At 48.5% G+C, this 19,133-nt stretch carries 13 protein-coding genes and 5 pseudogenes; 15 read left to right on the top strand and 3 right to left on the bottom strand.

Translation table 11 applies throughout. From position 1 onward, the window contains the following. Positions 1–71: 71 nt before the first annotated feature. The 5 genes from L085_RS13365 (at position 72) to L085_RS24655 (ending at position 6,127) form a co-directional block, all read left to right on the top strand. Entirely contained in the window at positions 72–1,229 is a 1,158-nt protein-coding gene (locus L085_RS13365) for a tyrosine-type recombinase/integrase (protein WP_044030955.1), read from the top strand. A gap of 10 nt (positions 1,230–1,239) precedes the next feature. Further along, on the top strand, positions 1,240–2,850 hold the full coding sequence (locus L085_RS13370) for a hypothetical protein (protein ID WP_043140596.1): 1,611 nt from the start codon (positions 1,240–1,242) through the stop codon (positions 2,848–2,850). Between the two features lie 20 nt (positions 2,851–2,870). Further along, positions 2,871–4,694 carry a tyrosine-type recombinase/integrase gene (locus tag L085_RS25590; RefSeq protein ID WP_193378765.1) on the top strand — a complete coding sequence of 608 codons (1,824 nt, stop codon included), beginning with the start codon at positions 2,871–2,873 and terminating at the stop codon, positions 4,692–4,694. Continuing rightward, positions 4,684–5,097, top strand: a complete 414-nt coding sequence (locus L085_RS13380) for a TetR family transcriptional regulator (protein WP_193378766.1) — start codon at positions 4,684–4,686, stop codon at positions 5,095–5,097. Before L085_RS25590 ends, L085_RS13380 begins: the two co-directional genes overlap by 11 nt. Positions 5,098–5,434: 337 nt before the next feature. After that, entirely contained in the window at positions 5,435–6,127 is a 693-nt protein-coding gene (locus L085_RS24655; RefSeq protein WP_071841664.1) for a hypothetical protein, read from the top strand. 56 nt (positions 6,128–6,183) lie between these two features. Here the strand turns inward: L085_RS24655 and L085_RS13385 are convergent. Continuing rightward, positions 6,184–6,818: pseudogene (locus L085_RS13385) on the bottom strand (IS6 family transposase). Positions 6,819–7,350: 532 nt separating this feature from the next. On the opposite strand from L085_RS13385, the gene L085_RS13390 reads away from it, so the two are divergent. The 8 genes and pseudogenes from L085_RS13390 to L085_RS24660 form a co-directional block, all read left to right on the top strand. Further along, on the top strand, positions 7,351–8,379 hold the full coding sequence (locus tag L085_RS13390; RefSeq protein ID WP_044030956.1) for a methyltransferase: 1,029 nt from the start codon (positions 7,351–7,353) through the stop codon (positions 8,377–8,379). Between the two features lie 110 nt (positions 8,380–8,489). Continuing rightward, complete coding sequence (locus tag L085_RS13395) at positions 8,490–9,230, top strand: SDR family oxidoreductase (RefSeq protein WP_044030957.1); 741 nt, start codon at positions 8,490–8,492, stop codon at positions 9,228–9,230. Between the two features lie 26 nt (positions 9,231–9,256). Then, positions 9,257–10,918 carry a thiamine pyrophosphate-binding protein gene (locus L085_RS13400; protein WP_044030958.1) on the top strand — a complete coding sequence of 554 codons (1,662 nt, stop codon included), beginning with the start codon at positions 9,257–9,259 and terminating at the stop codon, positions 10,916–10,918. Positions 10,919–10,989: 71 nt separating this feature from the next. After that, positions 10,990–11,649 (top strand): IS66-like element accessory protein TnpA, encoded by a 660-nt coding sequence (tnpA, locus tag L085_RS13405; protein ID WP_044030959.1) that lies wholly within the window; start codon positions 10,990–10,992, stop codon positions 11,647–11,649. After that, positions 11,646–11,993 (top strand): IS66 family insertion sequence element accessory protein TnpB, encoded by a 348-nt coding sequence (gene tnpB, locus L085_RS13410; RefSeq protein ID WP_043143335.1) that lies wholly within the window; start codon positions 11,646–11,648, stop codon positions 11,991–11,993. The genes tnpA and tnpB overlap by 4 nt, the downstream gene beginning before the upstream one ends. Positions 11,994–12,012: 19 nt before the next feature. Next, on the top strand, positions 12,013–13,584 hold the full coding sequence (locus L085_RS13415; RefSeq protein ID WP_044030960.1) for an IS66 family transposase: 1,572 nt from the start codon (positions 12,013–12,015) through the stop codon (positions 13,582–13,584). Positions 13,585–13,618: 34 nt separating this feature from the next. Further along, the gene (locus L085_RS25505) at positions 13,619–13,789 is read left to right on the top strand and encodes a hypothetical protein (RefSeq protein ID WP_158499086.1); all 171 of its coding nucleotides are present in this window, start codon (positions 13,619–13,621) and stop codon (positions 13,787–13,789) included. A gap of 28 nt (positions 13,790–13,817) precedes the next feature. Next, a pseudogene (locus tag L085_RS24660) lies at positions 13,818–14,110 on the top strand (ISL3 family transposase); the annotation flags it as partial. 22 nt (positions 14,111–14,132) lie between these two features. On the opposite strand, the pseudogene L085_RS24665 reads toward L085_RS24660, so the two are convergent. Next, positions 14,133–14,456 (bottom strand): annotated as a pseudogene (locus L085_RS24665) (Tn3 family transposase); the annotation flags it as partial. Between the two features lie 1,017 nt (positions 14,457–15,473). Between L085_RS24665 and L085_RS25055 the strand changes: the two are divergent. Then, positions 15,474–16,133, top strand: a pseudogene (locus L085_RS25055) (IS3 family transposase); the annotation flags it as partial. Positions 16,134–16,691: 558 nt separating this feature from the next. On the opposite strand, the gene L085_RS25340 reads toward L085_RS25055, so the two are convergent. Next, positions 16,692–17,567, bottom strand: coding sequence for a hypothetical protein (locus L085_RS25340; protein ID WP_144240691.1), 876 nt, complete (start codon positions 17,565–17,567; stop codon positions 16,692–16,694). Positions 17,568–17,986: 419 nt separating this feature from the next. Here L085_RS25340 and L085_RS25060 point away from each other — a divergent pair. Further along, positions 17,987–18,833: pseudogene (locus L085_RS25060) on the top strand (IS5 family transposase). Positions 18,834–19,133: the final 300 nt, after the last annotated feature.

A 19,133-nucleotide genomic window follows, 5' to 3' on the forward strand; every position in this document is an offset into this window, starting at 1 on the left:
TGAGTGGTGAGAAACGTTAGTTAATCCTATGCTGTTCATATCATCTTATTCTTGATGGTCTGAGGCGTGATATGAGGCTTGTGTTTGCAACAAAAGACCTGACCTTGGCTGGTCGTTCCTTTGAGGGCTTTCCGTTGCTAATTGGATCAGATGGGAGGCCAGTTCAGCCGGCACAATCTTTCCTTTGGTACACCCTTATTGAGTCAGGGGAATCCCTAAGTACTCTCACCTGGGAAGCGTATGGTCGACGTTTGTATGACTACTATGCTTTCTTGGAAGCCAATAAGTTGGCTTGGAATGATGAGACTCCAGCCCATGGCCTCAGTGTTCTTTCGATATACAGAGATTGGTCAATCGGTGAACTAGCGCTAGTCCCTCGCACAGTGAACAACCGTCTAGCGCTGATCGTGAGGTTTTATCGATGGGCGAAGCAGAACAATCTGATAAAGGTGCTGCCTTTCGGTGAGAAAAAGACTCATGTTGTTCCTCACTCAGGTCTTTTAAGTCATGTAACTCGACCTGGACCAGGAATAAATAAGGTTTCAATAATGCTCCGAGAGCGAAAGCGTCTAATGAAATTTTTGACTAAAGATCAAGTCAAAATATGCCTCGCCTTAGATGTCGACCCAAGCCATCAGATACTATTCCATCTTATGGTGCGTACCGGTCTTCGTTCCTGTGAAGCCAGATCGTTTCCCCTCAAATATGTGTTTAATCCTAAATTGAAGAATGGACTGCGCCGAGGGCAGATGATCAGCGTTGCACTTGATCCTTCAGATATGCAAATTAAATATGATCGGCCAAGAGTCATTGATGTTCCGTGGTCACTGATGGAAGATATGTGGTCTTATTCCCTTCATCAGCGAGAGGTTCGTAACTTCAGAGGAGATGGGAGTGTTACCGCGTTATTACTAACAAGTGAAGGGAGGCAATACTCAAAAGATGCTGTCGTAGATATTATGAAGTCCTACGAGCGAAAGTGCGGTTTCTATGTGCGGGCCCATATGCTGCGTCACACCTATGGAACTTATACTTTGCTTGCTCTTCGGAAGAGCAAAGAATTTGAAGGTGAGCCACTAATGTATGTCAGAGATCGGCTGGGGCATTCAGATGTTCAAACAACGATGATCTATTTACATCTTATTAATCAACTGGAAGCTCAATCCGTTCTTGCACATGAAGACGAGATCGACATGATGTTTATGGCTAAATCTAAAAATCATAACTGAGGTAAATATCTTGGCTCACCAAAAGAGTTATAAGGTAGTTCTTAATTCTGTTACGAAAAAGTTCGAGGCGGGCGAAGAACTCATCAGAATTGATTTACCAAGAAACCCTAGCAATTATAGACGGATTGATCATTCCCAATACTTAAATGTAGGGCTAGACGCTTGGGCAATTCAAAGTATTTACGTGATCAGAGCGTTACTGCAAGGTGGAAACTTCTCTGTCACCACATTGATCGGTTACTCAGTGAATGGTTTAAGGTTCTTTCTGAAATTTTTGAGTGGAGATTCAATCGAGTCGCCACCTGCTACGCCAAACGACCTAACAAAACACCATTTGGCACGTTATGTCTCTTGGTTAAAACTCAAGTACCCAAATGGTTCGACGGCCAAGAATTATTATACAAGCTTTAAATCACTGATCATTGTCTTGGCGGATTATGGATTTATAGAAAACGCTCTTGACGACCTATTGCCGCCAAATCCGTTTCCCAACAATGCACATAATATAAAAGATGCAGAGCCGCTTACTATGGGAGAAATGAAAAGATTGCTTGATGCATTAAAGTCCGACTTTATTGCTATCAGCAAGGGGACGTTTCAAGGTAATGGAGGTGAGTCAATGGCTGTGATGCTACTAATCATTGCTGCAAGATCGGGTCTTAATACCACACCATTATTAGAGATGGCGAGAGACGCCTTAACACCACATCCGTTTATGCAAAATCTTAGACTGATAAACACATTCAAGCGCCGTGGAAAAGGTGCGCAGAGCAAAGCAATACGCCAGACTAATCTGCTAGATGAATATAATGCCATTCCACTAGATGGAGTTGCTGTTTTGAATCGAGCCCTTGAAATTAGTACCCCACTTGTGCAACTGGCATCAGAGGAAATTCGTTCATATATATGGTTATATCGTTCTGGACAGCGAGGTGGGGAGAATAAAATTGTTGCTCTTACGCCTGGTGCTTTATTCGTGTATATCAAAAATATTTGTGAGCGTCACAGACTCCAGGATGATCAAGGAAATCGACTAAATGTCACGCTCAGTCGTCTACGGAAAACAATGGAAAGTCGCCTGTGGAAACTGAGTGGTGGGGACATAATCGAAGTGTCTTCTATCATGGGACATACTCCACAAGTTGCTGATAACCATTATTTAAAAATAAACGATGAAATCAAGACCGAGGGTGCGATTTTCGTTGGTGATGCTTTCCCTGAAAAACTTCGTGGTACCACTATTGCACCGACCCCATTAGGTGGTTGTAAAGACAGTCTATATGGCAGTCTAGCACCTAAGGATGGAGTCAATCATTGTGCTGAGTTCATTCACTGCCTCAGTTGCCCTAGCTATGCAATTATCGGAACTCTGGATGATTTATACCGGCTGTTCAGCTACCAACAATTCTTATATGCCGAAGTCGAATACTTTATGACTGATGAATGGGATGCATGGCGAAAACGGCAGTTTAACTTTATTCGAGTTATAGATGATTTCACTTCTCGAAAATTTGATCTTGCATTGGTCTCGCAAGCAAAGGCCAAAGCTGAATACTCTCCGCACTTATTCTGGAGTAAAAAGATCCAGTTTATGAGGAGGAAATTAGGTGGTGAAATTTGAATATAAAAAGCGTTAATGCAATGTTGAAAGCATATGATGTTCTCATCGCACAACCAGCTACAGCTAACGGACTAAGTACTGCAGAGCGGAATGCAATTGTGATCAGCGCAATAGTTAATGAGAGTGGCGAAACGTTGGTTCTCAGTCGTTTTGGTGATTCACAGTGGGATCTGCGCCCGTTTTTTGATCAGGCTAACGTTTCTCATTCTTTTAAATTTATTAACTGGGATATGAGCATGCCTCGGGCGCTCATTGATGACAGCAAAGCTATTACTTATGCTTGGTTTAAAAGAGGAATGCCGAGATCTCAACCACCTATTGCACGAGGTATCACTACTTTTGCTGTTGCCAGCGTGATGCCTTTTATTCGTTGGTTAAATAAATTGGGAATTACAAGTTTTTCAGATATCAGTCCAATCTATATCAGCAATTACGTACATTATTGCAAAAATGAGTTGAAGTTAAGACCTCTACCGCTGTATGGACACTTGCGAGTTATTGATCTTCTTTGGGTTTTTTCTGCTGATACAATTTTCCCCCTTCAGAGTTATCCTTGGGGTAATTCGACGTTATGGCGTATTTGCGGAATTGCTAATGTAAAAGGGCTAGATGCTGCTAATAAAAACGTTGGGCGAACGGGTATCATTCCGCCTGATGAGCAATCCAAGATTTTTAATTATTGTGAAAATATTGTCAAAGAGATGAAGGCGGAGTTGGCTGTCAGTGGTATTGGATATCATCCTAGCGATGAACAGATGTCAATTCGTTGTAGAGACGCTGTACTATATATAGTTTCAATCACTAGCGGTATGCGTAATGATGAGGCAATTGGGATTGAGATCGGTGCTTGGCGCAAGGAGTTAAAAAATGGGGTTATCTTTTGCTGGGTAGCCACTATAGAACATAAAACAGGCAAAGGTCGAGTCGAGTATCTTGTGCCAGAGTTGACACTTGAAGCACTAAATCTTTTGGCGAGATATTCAGCGCCGATCAGAAAGGAATTGGAGCAAGAGATTAGGCTGCTTGCAAACAATCGAGATTTTTCGAATTCAACTGAATATATCCTTAGGCTCGAAAAAGCTCGAAAAGACTCGAAAAAGCTATTTTTAGGACGAAGCAGCCAAGGGGGGAAAATTAAGGAAGGTTATCATGTTGAGGCACTCAGCGGTGCGGGTTCAAATGCTGCGTTCTGTCGTATAGCAAAAGCTGCAGGGAGCGATTGGCCTTTAAGGACGCACCAATGCAGGAGAACGTATGCAAGGTGTTTTGTGGAGTCCCGTATGGGGCGTACTTCACTTATATTTCTCAAGTGGCAGTTCAAACACAGCAGCATGAGCATGACTCAGCTCTATGCGTCTAATCCGCAGCAAGACTTGGCGCTTTTTAATGAGATCTTACAGCAGATGGCAGAATTTAAAATCGAACTGTTTGAATCATGGCTCGATGATCAGCCTTTGACCGGTGGTGCTGGTGAAAAGATCGTCGAAATGAGGGCTATTCCGATCAAAGATAGGGCAGCACTACTTGCCCAAACGGCTCCACACGCGAACATTCGTGCTACTGGCCATGGCTGGTGTATTGCAACGGAGCGGGGCTGCGGTGGTGCTGGTCTATACGAGGCTACACGCTGCCCAGGATGTAAAAACTCGGTTATTGATGAGTTTTTCGTTAATACGTGGCAGGAAATTTATAGCCAACAGCAGGAGCTTATCAAAATCGAGGATGTGGGCCCTGCTGTAAGGCAGCGAGCAGAGCGAGACTTACAGGTTGCATTGGATGTCATTACGAGCTTAGGTCTGTCTCCCATCAATAACGATACCAGCGAGGCTGAAAATGGCGATTAAGTCTTCTGAACGGCAACCTCTTGCCCGTTCGCGGTCAAAAACATTAGATGCTCTTGATAAAACTATTGATGGCCTTGTCGAAGGTAACGAAAAGATTTCCATCGCCTTGGTTGCCCGAATGGTAGGCGTTACGCCCGGGCTCATTCATAACACTTACCCTGCGGTGGCGGAGAGGATCCGCATTCTTATGGGTAAGTCAGTACGCGCCCAGCGTGATTCGAAACACCAAGCGCTGATGGTTGAAAAGGAGAAGAACCGAGCACTCCGTGCAGAGAACGACCAACTTTTAGAGGAGCTGGCCCGAATTGCTTCTGTAAATCAACGCCTGTTGTTCGAAATGGCCGAATTGAAGGCTTCAGGCTGTGGGGGCGTTGTTTCCATTTCTTCCAAGTCCCGTAGATAGGCTCTGTTAGCAGTCTATCTACGGGGCTTAACATATCGGGTTTCTTTCCCCATTCTGACGTTATGGAGACACGTTGAGAGCACATAGTACGTCGTCTCCATTTTGCATTGGGCTGACCCATCATTATATGTCTTTATGATATTCTGGTTTTGTCGCCACAAACGGTCTGGTCGGGACTCAACGGGGTTGACAGAAGGTAGCCTTTAGAGCAGTTTCGGAACCATGTGCCACTATGAACCCATGACTACAGTGGTTTATCGACGGAAGATGGTATGAATTAGTGCTTGGTTCTGGCATGGTGATCGGTTGGGCTTCTCCCAAATTGCTGAGGATTTTTATGTCTTATCGTCGTAAACACCGTATTTTTTCCTCCCTTTCACGGCGTAGTCGCCGTCAGAAAGTGATACGTATAAAAAACCTTATCTATAATGAACGCCACCGCTGTGGTGGCATATTTTATGATGAGTGTGACTTTGCTCAGTTTGACAATGAGCCTGATCATATTTGGGAGTTGAGTGATGTCTATTTCACCGGGTTAGATTCCGCTGACTTTTGGAATGCGGAAATTATCACCGCACAGGTGGCTTTCAGAGATGTGTGTCACTCCCGTGCATTCGACGAAGCCTGCGAGATGTTAAGTGAGCAAGAGCGTGAAAATGAATTTCAAATAAATACATTCCCTAATTATAATTCGCAAGGAAAAATAATCAGTCATACATTAATACATCGTGAAGCATGTAAATATGATGTTTTCGGTGGTCTCACATTTTTGGAATTTGTTGAAAAGCGAGAGTTTGAAATAGAGATTAACGATCTCCCTGCTATTCACTGTGGTTATAAATTTTTACCTGGTTACGCTTATGGATTAGGATTACGAATGATTGTTGATGCTCCTTATTTAAGTCAGCAAGTCATCGAGGACGCTATCGCTGATTTTCGTGAGCGTGGCGAACGTGAGTGGCACTCACCAGAGGCTGTTTCCTTTCCGGTAGCTTGCCTAAATAATGTCACTCGCCACAGGCAGGTCTGAATATGGTTCCGTCGCATTAACGGCGATAGGTCAGCAGAAATCGCGTTGCCGGTTATTTAGGCTGCCAGCAGATACAGTTGTTCTGTGGGTGACAATCCATCACTGTGCGAATGTTGGTACTGCCCTTTACGTATCATGTGGAGCTGCTCGATGCCGGTCTGCAGGGTTTGTGCTCGGCGAAATGATTTGAATCCCAGCATCTGACGTATCCGGTGTTTGATATTGCGCTGATCTTGCTCTACCAGGTTATTCAGATACTTGCTTTGCCTGACGGTGATGCTTTCCTCTGCGGGGTTGCCGGCATTGAGCGTGGCCAGGGCAGCGGTATTGGCGTCGCTTTTATCAATGGTCACCACTTCGGGCTCGCCATGGTGGCGGATGGCCTTACGAAAGAAACTCAGCGCTGCGGCCGCATCCCGTTTGGCGGTAAGCAGGAAATCGATGGTCTGCCCCACGCTGTCGACGATGCGATACAGGTATTTCCACTGGCCTCTGACTTTGACATGGGTTTCGTCCATGCGCCAGCGACGCCCCACGGCACGTTTATGTCGGCGAAAACAGTCCCGCGCTCAGCTATCATTTCTTCCAGATCACGCAGGCTCAAGGTATAGGCCAGGTACCAGCGCACACACTGGGCGATGATATCGACAGGATAATGCAGTCGCTGGAAGGCATTTCGGTTCAAAGACATGGTCAGGTAACATCATAAAAAAACAACATGTTACCCGACAGCGCCTTAATGAGACAGAGCCGCTTTGACTCCCCTTACGAGGAAATTAGCTTACATAAGCGCTGATGTCATAATTTAAAAGACAGGTTTGACTTTAACTAAAAAAAGACCACACTCTACCTACTCAAACGACATTTAAATAATTGACGATGTTAACCGAGAGGGATTGTTAGTAATGTAATTAATTTTTGTTTTGGGTTGTCTGTTGCTGGATAATCACCTGTTGAATTAGGTGTGGTTTATATTTATATATGCAAGTTGAACTATTTTAATTGAGATTGTCTGGAGGTGTGCTCACATGATTGAAAGCGTTTGTATGACTTAATGGTTTTTCCATAACTTATTGATGTAAAGCACAATGTGAAGTGTTTGATAAAATCATTGAGCCATTCTATTGGCTTGCGCACACTGCTATTTATCAGTTGTATCATAATGAGTGCGACCTTCATTTGATGAGCTTTTTAATAAATGGTTTAATAAAGGAGCTAATTCCATGGTTAATAATTCCATACCTGAAAACGCTAATGCTGCAGTATATTTACTAGAGCAATCAATGGGGTTGACCTATCAGGCTGCGCTGCGTGCTACAGCGGTGTTAGGGATTGCCGATTGTCTTAAGGAAGGGGACAAAACCGCTGATGAGCTTGGAAAAGAAGTGAGTGTCGATGGGCAAAAACTGTACCGCGTCCTGCGTATGCTCGCTTCGAAGGGGATCTTTGAAGAAGTGGAGAACGCTCGGTTTTCACTGACGCCTGCCGCAGAGTTCCTCCGGTCTGATGTCCCCTGTTCACTACGCTCCGCGGTGCTGATGCTTACCGACGAAACGTTTTGGTCGCCATTGGGTAACCTCGTCGATAGCCTACGTAGCGAGTCATCCTTTACAAATTTATACGGCATGTCCTTTTACGAATATTGGTCGAAGGCGAGCAATCAAAGGGAAGGGTATGATTTCCATACTGGGATGTCTTCCATGTCAGCGGTGGAGAACCTATTTTTAACACATAGCTATAATTTCCCTGAGAATGCAACGGTGGTCGATATTGCCGGTGGTATGGGGGGGTTACTGTTGCGCGTTTTACGCAGTAACCCAACGCTGCACGGCATTCTCTTTGATCGGCCCGAGATATTGGCCAGAAATCGTCTTGGGGAGTTGGGTGATGATTCACGCTGGCAAATTCAGTCAGGAAGTTTTTTTGAGTCTTGTCCTACGGCGGATTTTTATTTATTGAAATACATCATTATGGACTGGCCTGATGAGCAGGCGAAAGCCATATTGCGCTGTTGCCGAAATGCTATGCATGATAATTCGAAACTGCTGATTATGGAGCCAGTTATCCCCAAAGGTAACACTTGGCATGGCGGTAATGAAATCGATTTATTACTGTTGGCAAGTTTTGATGGGGGGCAAACCCGTACAGAGGATAAACTGCGCGCGTTGTTGGCCAGCACCGATTTGAAATTGAACCGAATTATTGATACCGGCTGTTATGTCTCTATCATGGAAGTTGTTCCAAACAGATAAATTGATATATCGACGGTAATAACGAGTCTATTCAGGCGATGTCCTGTGGTGATATCGCTTGTTTCTCACGCGACATATTAACGGCCGCAAGTAGCTATCAGGAGAACAGCATGGGACAGATATCAGGCAAAGTCGTTGTGATTACAGGAGCCAGCAGTGGATTGGGCGCTGCGACGGCTCATCATCTCGCTTCCCTTGGCGCCACGTTGGTGCTGGCGGCGCGCCGTAAAGAACGCCTTGATGCGCTGGTGAGTGAATGCATCACCGCCGGGGGCCAAGCGTTGGCTGTTACTGTCGATGTTACACAGCATGGCGATGTTAAGGCCATGGTCGCGGAAACCCTCGCGCAATTTGGGCGGATTGACGTATTAATTAATAATGCCGGACTGATGGCGATTGCACCGATCAATATGACAAAAGTCGATGAATGGGAGCGGATGATCGACATTAATGTGAAAGGGGTGTTGTACGGCATCGCCGAGGTTCTACCTGTATTCGAGAAACAGAATGAGGGGCATTTCATCAATATCTCTTCAGTTGCCGGAGTAAAGGTTTTCAGCCCGGGCGGGACAGTCTATAGCGGCACCAAGTTTGCTGTACGTGCTATTTCTGAAGGGCTACGTCATGAAACGGGGGGGCATATTCGAACTACAACCATTTGTCCGGGTTTTGTGGATTCAGAATTGAAGTTCGGCAGTTCGGATGCGGCAAGTTTGCAATTCTTGCTGGAATGCTACGAGCAGGCCATTCCGGCGAGTTCTGTGGCGCGGGCCATAGCCTATGCCATTGAACAACCGGCCGATGTAGACATCAATGAAATCGTTTTACGCCCAACGCAGCAGGATTTTTAATCATACATTTTAGGCAGGTGCTCCTCATGACTAACCATTATACCGTCGCAGATTATCTTCTCGATCGATTGGCTCAGATCGGTATTCGTCATTTTTTTGGCGTGCCGGGGGATTACAATCTGCAGTTTCTCGATCATGTGATCGCCCATCAGCAAATTACCTGGGTTGGTTGCGCCAACGAACTCAATGCTGCCTATGCAGCTGACGGCTATGCGCGTTGCCAGCCAGCGGCAGCGCTGCTGACGACTTTCGGAGTAGGTGAACTGAGCGCAATGAACGGCATCGCCGGCAGTTATGCTGAATACGTGCCGGTAATCCATGTTATCGGTGCGCCGGCCATGAAGGCTCTGCAAACTGGTCGTTTATTGCATCATTCATTGGGAGATGGTGACTTCGGCCATTTTGCTCGCATGGCAAAAGAAGTGACTATCGCGCAAACATGTCTCACCCCCGACAATGCCGAAGCAGAAATCGATCGTCTGCTAACCACGGCGATGTTTGAACACCGCCCGGTATATTTGCTGCTTCCCTGTGATGTGGCGGAAGTTCCGCTGGCTTCACGGCCGCTGTCGCTAAAGCTGCGTCAGTCCAGCCTGTCGGAAGCCTCTCTACGGGCGTTTATCGCATCGGCCGGCGAGAAACTGCGGTCAGCACGCAGCGTCTCAGTCTTGGCGGGTTTTCTGACGGAGCGTTTCAATGCTACGGGGGGGCTGGGCCAGTGGTTGGATGAGGTTCATTTACCGCATTCTACCTTGCTGCTGGGAAAAAGTGCGATCGATGAAACCCGTACTGGTTTTACCGGCACTTATGCGGGTGCGGCAAGCGATCCGCAAGTTAAACAATGGATAGAAGAAGCCGATGTCGTGATCAACGTCGGTGTGCTGTTTACCGATACCGTCACGGCGGGATTCAGCCACAATTTACCAGCTGAAAAGTGCATCAATATCCAGCCGTTTGAAGCAAGAGTAGGGAAACGGGGGTTCAGCCAGCTGCCAATGCATGAAGCGATTAAAGCGCTGCATCAACTGAGCCTATCGCTGGCAAACCAGTGGCAAACACCGCTGATTAGTCGCCCAGCGTTACAGAGTGTCAAGCATGAGCGCCTCGATCAGTCGTTTTTCTGGCGGCAGATTCAGGATTTTCTGCGGCCGGGCGATATTATTTTTGCTGAACAAGGCACTGCTTGCTTTGGTGCAGCGGCGTTGAACTTGCCTCAGGGCTGTAAATTTATCGTTCAGGCGTTGTGGGCTTCGGTAGGTTATACGTTAGCGGCAGCTTATGGTGCGCAAATCGCTGCGCCGGACCGCCGGGTAATTGTGCTGATCGGCGACGGCTCCGCGCAGTTTACTGTCCAGGAGTTGGGATCGATGCTGCGCGATGGGTTGAGGCCAGTGATTTTCTTGCTAAACAACGAAGGCTACACCGTTGAGCGAGCGATCCACGGTCCAGGGCAACGTTACAACGATATCGCTCTGTGGAATTGGACATTACTGCCGCAAGCGTTAACGGAGGGCCCCCTCATGCAGGCGCTGCGCGTCACTGAGCCGGAACAGCTACGGCAGGCGCTGTATGACGTGGCGATTAGCCGCCAATTCACCTTTATTGAGGTCGTACTACCCAAGATGGACATTCCGGACTTGCTGGATTCCGTCTCATGCTCCCTGCAAATGAAGAACACAATGTTATGAACTGATGCCACGAGATGGGTAAGCGTCACAATTAGACCGTCTGTGCAGCGGACTCCGGTTCCGGGAAAATAGTGTCCATCATTTTTAATGGACACTATCGCGTGAAACACCGGACATGGCTTCTTGAGGTACTTCGCCTCCACTTTGAAGAAAAACTGCTGCGTATTGAGGCTGGATACCGGTTAGGCATCCCCAAAACCACGGCCTGCGATCTCTTTGTTCGCTTCAGAAAAGCCGGTCTGTCCTGGCCTTTACCGCCACGAGTCAACGCAAAAAATCTGGATAAACGCCTTTACCGACAGGCATCCCGAAAATCGTCCGTTCTTCCCGTAGCCCCTGCTCCCTGTGAGATCACTGTCGCCCGCAAACGACCACGACGCCCCAACTTCCCCCGCGACTTCAAAATCGCACTGGTGGCGCAGTCGATGCAGCCCGGCATCAGTGTGGCACAGCTTGCCCGTGAAAATAACATTAATGACAATCTGCTGTTCAACTGGAGGCGTCGTTATCAGCAGGATCTGCTGACTGCACGGTCAGAAGCACCGGTCATGCTGCCCGTGATGTTCGCAGCTGAATCCGGCCCCGAACCGACTCATCCTCCCTCCGTTCTGAACGACGACGCGCCCTGCTGTGAGCTGGTTCTGCCCGCCGGTACGCTGCGTATCAGTGGAAAGCTGACGCCAGAGCTGCTGCAGATGCTCATCCGGGAAATGCAGGGAGAATGCCGGTGATATCACTCCCTGCGGGCTCACGCATCTGGCTGGTTGCTGGCGTGACGGACATGCGCAACGGCTTCAATGGCCTTGCTTCCAGGGTGCAGAACACGTTACGGGATGACCCGTTCAGCGGGCATCTGTTCATCTTCCGGGGGCGTCGCGGTGACATGATAAAGGTGCTGTGGGCGGACCGGGACGGCCTGTGCCTGTTCACCAAACGTCTGGAGCGGGGTCGCTTCGTGTGGCCGGTGACCCGCGACGGTAAAGTCCACCTGACGCCGGCGCAGCTGTCCATGCTGCTGGAAGGCATTAACTGGAAACATCCGCAGCGGACGGAACGACCTGGAATACGCATATAACCTGCTGTAAAGTGAGGTTATGGACACCTCATACCCTGATGAAAACGCCCGGCTCAGGGCACTGCTGCAGGAGCAGCAGACCACCATCCGCAAAATGGCGGAGTATAACCGCCTGCTCTCACAGCGGGTGGCGTCGTACGCCAGCGAAATCAACCGACTGAAGGCGCTTGTCGCTAAGCTTCAGCGCATGCAGTTCGGCAAAAGCTCCGAAAAGCTGCGTGAGAAAACGGCCCGCCAGGTCCGTGAGGCAGAGGAGCGCATCAGCGCCCTGCAGGAGGAGATGGCGGAGGTGCTGGGTGAACAGCATGACCCGGTACTCCCGCAGCCGCTGCGCCAGTCTTCCTCCCGCAAACCGTTGCCGGCATCGCTTCCCCGTGAAACCCGCACGCTGTCGCCGGCAGAAATCGCCTGCCCGGAATGCGGCGGCGAGCTCAGCGGGCTGGGCTGCGACGTATCGGAGCAGCTGGAGCTTATCAGCAGCGCCTTTAAGGTTATCGAAACGCAGCGGCCGAAGCTGGCCTGCTGTCGCTGTGACCACATCGTTCAGGCAGCCATGCCCTCAAAACCCATCGAGCGCAGCTATGCTGGCCCCGACCTGCTGGCGCGCATCGTCACGGCGAAGTTCGCCGAACATGTGCCTCACTATCGTCAGTCAGAGATATATCGCCGCCAGGGCGTGGAGCTGAGTCGTGCCACGCTGGGGCGCTGGTCCGGTGCGGTCAGCGAGCTGCTGGAGCCGCTGTACGACCTGCTGCGCCAGTACGTGCTGATGCCGGGCAAGGTGCATACCGACGATATCCCTGTACCGGTGCAGGAGCCGGGCAGCGGTAAAACCCGCACGGCCCGGCTGTGGGTGTACGTGCGGGATGACCGCAACGCGGGTTCACAGCTTCCACCGGCGGTGTGGTTCGCGTACTCGCCGGACCGGAAAGGTGTACATCCGCAGCAACATCTTGCCGGGTACAGCGGTATCCTGCAGGCGGACGCGTACGGTGGCTACAACGCGCTGTACGAAGACGGCCGCATCACGGAAGCGGCCTGCATGGCGCATGCCCGGCGAAAAATCCACGACGTTCACGTCCGTACCCCGACTGATATCACAACCGAAGCGCTGAAGCGTATCGGAAAACTGTATGCCATCGAGGCGGAGATACGCGGCAGTCCGGCAGACGAACGGCTGGTGGTACGAAAAGAGCAGACAGCCCCACTGATGCAGTCACTCTACGACTGGATACAGGCACAGATGAAGGTGCTGTCGCGCCACTCAGATACGGCGAAGGCGTTCGCGTATGTGCTGAAGCAGTGGGACGCACTGAACCTGTACTGCAGCAACGGGTGGGCGGAGATCGACAACAACATCGCGGAGAACGCGCTGCGGGGCGTTGCCCTGGGCCGGAAGAACTGGCTGTTCGCTGGTTCAGATGCGGGTGGGGAGAGAGCAGCAGTACTGTACTCGCTGATCGTCACCTGCCGGCTGAATGGTGTGGAGCAGGAGGCGTGGCTACGTTATGTGCTGAGTCATATCCAGGACTGGCCGGTAAACCGGCTGCGCGACCTGCTGCCGTGGAAAGCAGATCTCACATCTGCATAAGCGTCAATACGGTCTGGATGTGACGCTTACCGAGATGGAACAAGCGCTGGAAATCTGCGATGCGCTGGGGACACAGGTTGTGGGGCAAGCCATTTCGGCGCGCTCTGACAGGCAGGTCAACTTCACGCACAACCAGGTTGTTACCAACGGTGCAAAACTGGGTCTTCCGCAACTTGGCTGGAAGAAAATCAATGGGACTTTTTAGTTAACAAGGAACTAAGCTGTTTTAAGTTATGGATAACGTTATGCCTTCACTTAAGACGCTTTTGCAACTGCCTTGCGGGTGGCAATCCAGCCGACAAGTTGTTAGTCCTGATGGGATAACCATCCATCTTCGTGCTACACGTAAAACAGCACTATGTCCTGAATGCCTTAAGCGCAGCCGCTCAGTCCATAGTCGTCGGCGGCGCTGGATACAACATCCCCCATGCTCTGGTTAATCTTTGCTGTCCGGCACTGGTACTGCCGTAATCTATCCTGTTCACGCAAAATATTTGCGGAATCACTGGCTCCTTGTGCTGGTCCGTAGCAGCAGTCTTCAGTGTTACATATTGATCCGAAATATGGATATAAAACTGACGTCCGGGCTCCTGCCTATATTTCGGGTTAACTTGCCCTGCGTAACGGCCTGAGCTACCTGTTCAGAAATTCTGTCCATCTGATGATGACGTTGTCCCGTCTCCCCAGAATGCCGCCAGTGGCCTTTTCTCCTGCGCGTTTACCCGCTCTGCAAGGAGGGCTGAATGGATTTCGTCGCGGATGTACCATGCCTGAATATCTTCGAGTGATGATTTGGTGCTCCCGGGGCAGGCTTCTGCCATTTTGGTCAAGCCAAGATTGATGCCATCCGCAAGAATGGTGGTGAGGAGCAGGCGGAGAAGTATATTGCGGATGCGGCGGGGAGGACATTTTAGCTAAATCGGCACATCATTGGTTAGTACCGATGTAAAATGCCCTACGGATCACTATTCAGCCAGTGCTGACATGCCATGAATGCGCGCCTGCGCCGGAACGATTTCCAGTGTGTGCTGGTTTTCCCTACTATAATATTTCGGCTGCTACCACATCTTCGTTATGGTCGAAGATGAAAGGGCGTACTTAACACATTTTTCTGTGATAAGGCGCTTGTTATCAACACTTTTCCGATGAGAGGCTTTTGATGAGCGACAGGTTCATTGACGTACCCTGGCATGACCAAACGTTTACAAGTTCAACGATAAGAAGCACCCGAAACCTGGATGGCAAAAGCGTGAAAGTGGAGTCATTGCATCTCCCATTAGGGCGTTACAGCAAAATTGAGGTTCACATCCAGAATGACGCTGGATGCCGTACATCTGTAGAAACATGCTTAAGAATCAATAATACAAAAGCACTCGATGATAAGCATCATATTTACACACATCATGAGGATCTATGGAATAATGATTCTAGAATTTACACTTACACGGTGAGCGAGGAAGACAGTAAGGAGCCAACCGATATCTACCTTCAGGGGCATATATCGTCAGCCAATCTATTGAAAGGTGGTGGTGCCAGAATAACCCTTCGCGGTTATTTTCATACCCCGTGATAATTCGTTCTATTAATGACATTTCTAGTATTGACATTTTCCCGCCACAGTTCCTGGAACTGCGGCGGGATTTTTTATTCCGGCTTGTTAGGCCACTGAATTTTCGGGGCGTCTGCAAGTGCCCCGTGAAGGACGTCTTGAGAAGATTGTTCTGTCTGGTAACAATCGCGTCCATCTGAATATTGATGGACGCGAACGATGAATTCCGGGTAAGTGTCACATATAAGCCGTCTGTTCGAGCGTCTCCGATTCCGGGAAAATGGACTGACACCACCCGGGTAGACGATCCTGCCCTATAGTTTGAGCATAGGGGGAGCATATGGGCACACCACGATTTACACCTGAATTTAAGGAAGAAGCCGTCCGTCAGATAACAGAACGCGGATATTCCGTTGCCGAAGTATCCGACCGTCTGGGCGTTTCTGCGCACAGCCTTTACAAGTGGCTACGGGCTATCAAGCCTGATAACAGCGAACAGCATGCCCGGGATTTACTGGAAGCCAAAAGCGAGATCCTGAAACTACGGGCGCAGCTAAAACGCACCGAAGAAGAACGGGATATCCTGAAAAAGGCCGCGCGGTACTTTGCAAGGGAGCCCGACTGAAGTACCGCTTTATCAATGAACACCGCACTGTATGGGGTGTGATGACGATGTGTCGGGTACTGAATGTCGCCCGGGCAACCCGGTCTCGGCGCGTGATAAAGATAACCAGCGTCTGCTGATGCTTATCCGCGACTCATATTCACTGAGCGGAGGTGTATACGGTTACAGACGGGTTCATGGCGATCTGAACGAAATCGGGGAAACCTGCGGTAAAAACCGGGTGGCCGCATCATGCAGCTGAACCGGATTAAAGCTGTACGCGGCTATAAAGCGCCACGTCGTATCGCCGGCAGACCTTCAGTGGTCGCTCCTAATCGCGTGCAGCGGCAGTTTACCGTTGTCCGGGCCAATCAGGTCTGGGTCACCGATATTACTTGATCTCTTCCCAATATTGTTCAGGGAAAGAAAGGCCGGAAACTCCACTTTACGCCGGTACTGAACAAAGGGAAGAGATCAATGCTGCGGATGACGGGTTCGATCCTAATTTCGTCACCCGTAAACATGAATCGGTAAAGTTATCTATTCCGTTCTTTAAGCAATTTTGGGAACAAGGAAACTGAGTTTTCGCAACAGACTGAAACGACGGAAGCACAAGTCACTGAGGTGCTCAAAATTGGAGGGGGCGCATAATAATAACATTGGTATGCTTATCGAGAGTGAGTATTATGCCTTGTAGTACGTTCACCATATTGAATACGCAACCGAGAGTTCAGAAATGCAGGCGGTGAATTTCTTTGAGTGTCATGTATTTAAATTATATTAAATAAATCATTGGTCATAGCGGGTGCTAATTGTGCATGCTATAACACTGGATATCTTTGAAGTAAATCTCCCATGTTAAACTCGGTGTAGAAGAGTGTTAATGGAGTATGTCTGCAAGGAATCTACAGGGCTGTTTTAGTTTGTAAACTCCTTGTGTAGAGTGAAAATTGTTTATGGCCTAATGGGTAATATCAATTCAAGCTGGTTTGTTAGCCTGGCTATCTCTTCTTCATCACGATATACCACAATGTCACTCAGTATCAAGGGGGACTGGTTTTCTTTTAGTGTTACACAGAATTTTAATACTGTATCGGCACCAATCAACTTCATCGCTGATAAATGAGTGTCATTTACGTAAAATTGGATCCCGGGGCCATAAACTTTATTGAGTAACTCTCCAGTGACCTGGAATGCTGTTTGTGAGATGATTGCCACTGGCCAACATGGATAGTTTTGGAAATGGCCGGTACATTGATGAGGAGATAGAGGGCCGGCAAAGGCAATAAGCTCCTTTTTATTGTGCTCTAAATTATATAATGAAACAGGATGTTGATAAGGTGAGTCTAGTGGCGTAGACAAATTTTTGCAGGCATAATGTTTGAAATTACGTTGGAATAACGCGGGTGAAAGAATGGTGTATTCGCAATGCAATTCTGCTATGGGGTCACTAGCCCATGCCTGAGCAAAAATTTTCAGCTCCCGCTTATTCATATCTACTACCTGCGCTCTTGCGTATAATATTCTCTGAGGTAGGGTATATTTCCCCGACTTTCGGATAAAATGAGCCTTTGTCGCCAAATAGTAGCCCTCTGGCCCGTTATGCAATGCGACCGCAGTGCAGCTACCCAATATAGCCAGGTGCCTCCCCAATTCTCCCGCTGTAATGCAGCCTGCTTCGTATAAAAGGGGCTGTTCAGATGTAAATGAGCCAACCAACGACTCCCCCTCTTGCCAGAGTTGTTGAAAAGCAAAATAAGGGCTTTGCACTTTAATGCCTTGAATTATTTCATTAATGTCAAGGAGATTATCTCGATTTGCTCTACTCATAGATACCCAGCCTATTTAATAAGGTTATAATCGAAGCGGTCATCTATTAATAATAGAACTACGATGGCAGATGTGCACTATTATATGGTTTAAAAAATCAGGGGGCCGTAGACGCCCATCATACGCCCCCCATTGCCATTCGGCTTTGTTTATAGTAGCTGAATTATATAAAGAAATTCAATAAGAGTACTTTCCAATAATCCTACAGCAGATAATCACTTTGGACGTCCTGACCCTGTAGCCGGTTTTGCCCTGGAGACGGTCAAGTAATTCGGGAATGCTCAACAAGTGAAATACAAATGGGTAGTCAAGTCAGATGCAGATGTGCAAAGAAAGTATTCATCGTAGGGGGGAGTCTAGGCAGTGTCCCTTAATCACCTGAGCTATAGTAACTACCTGTTTCCACGATACATTGAACTATGGCTCGCTGCGACCTTCCCGATGAAACATGGGCTATCATCCAGCCCTTATTAATTACCTGCTGAACCAGCAATACCACGGGCCGGACGCCCATGGGCAGAACATCGTATGATCATCGACCGAATGTTCTGGGTACTGTGCTCCGGCGCCCCATGGCGCGATCTGCCTGAGCGGTATGGGCCATGGAAAACGGTTTATAACCGATTCAATCGCTGGTCGAAATCGGGAGTGATTAATATTATTTTCAATAGGTTACTTACGTTTCTTGATGCAAAAAATCTTATTGACTGGTCAGCGACAGCGCTGGATGGCAGTAATATCCGTGCGCTCAGATGTGCAGCCGGGGCTCAAAAAACATCCCGATATCACAGGAGATAATGGGCTGGGTCGCTCTCGCGGCGGTTTTGGCACCAAAATCCATCTGGCGACAGACGGAAGAGGTCTGCTGTTAAACATCGTGCTGAGCCCCGGACAAGCCCACGAAAGTCAGTTCGCATTACGTCTTCTGGACGGCATTGGTGTTCAGCGCCAGAACGGCAGCATGAAACGTCGTGGTCATGCGGTACTGGCTGATAAAGCGTACTCCGGACATGCATTCCGTAACGGACTGAAAAGTAAAGGGATAAAGACAGTCATTCCTCGCAAATCAAATGAGAAGATGGCGTCGGATGGCCGTTCACAGCTTGATCGTGATGCTTACCGCAATCGCAACGTTGTTGAACGTTGCTTTGGTCGCCTGAAAGAATATCGCCGCATCGCCACACGTTACGACAAAACGGCGAGGAATTATCTGGCGATGGTTAAACTGGACTGCATCCGTCGTTTTACAAAAGGTTATGCAATTAAGGGACGCAGCCTAGTGCAGGCATGGATGTCTTTGCGTCCGCTGGCTCCACAAACAAGAGGAAAAAAACGATGGTCAAGAATGAAAGCATCACTGTAAATGCAACTAACCGCATTTTGTTCATAATTACACCTCCATGTTGGATTAGATTTTCACTCATGTGCCCATCTATGTACGGTGTACGGTACGCCAACATGAACTATAAGCCATACTGGCAGATTGATCACAGCAGGAACGATCAATGTGCGGCCGGTTTGCGCAATTGCATAGCCGTGACGAGTTTCTGGTTGCATTGCAGCTGG

Origin of the sequence: Serratia sp. FS14, assembly GCF_000695995.1 — a bacterium.
Taxonomy (GTDB): Bacteria; Pseudomonadota; Gammaproteobacteria; order Enterobacterales; family Enterobacteriaceae; genus Serratia; species Serratia nematodiphila.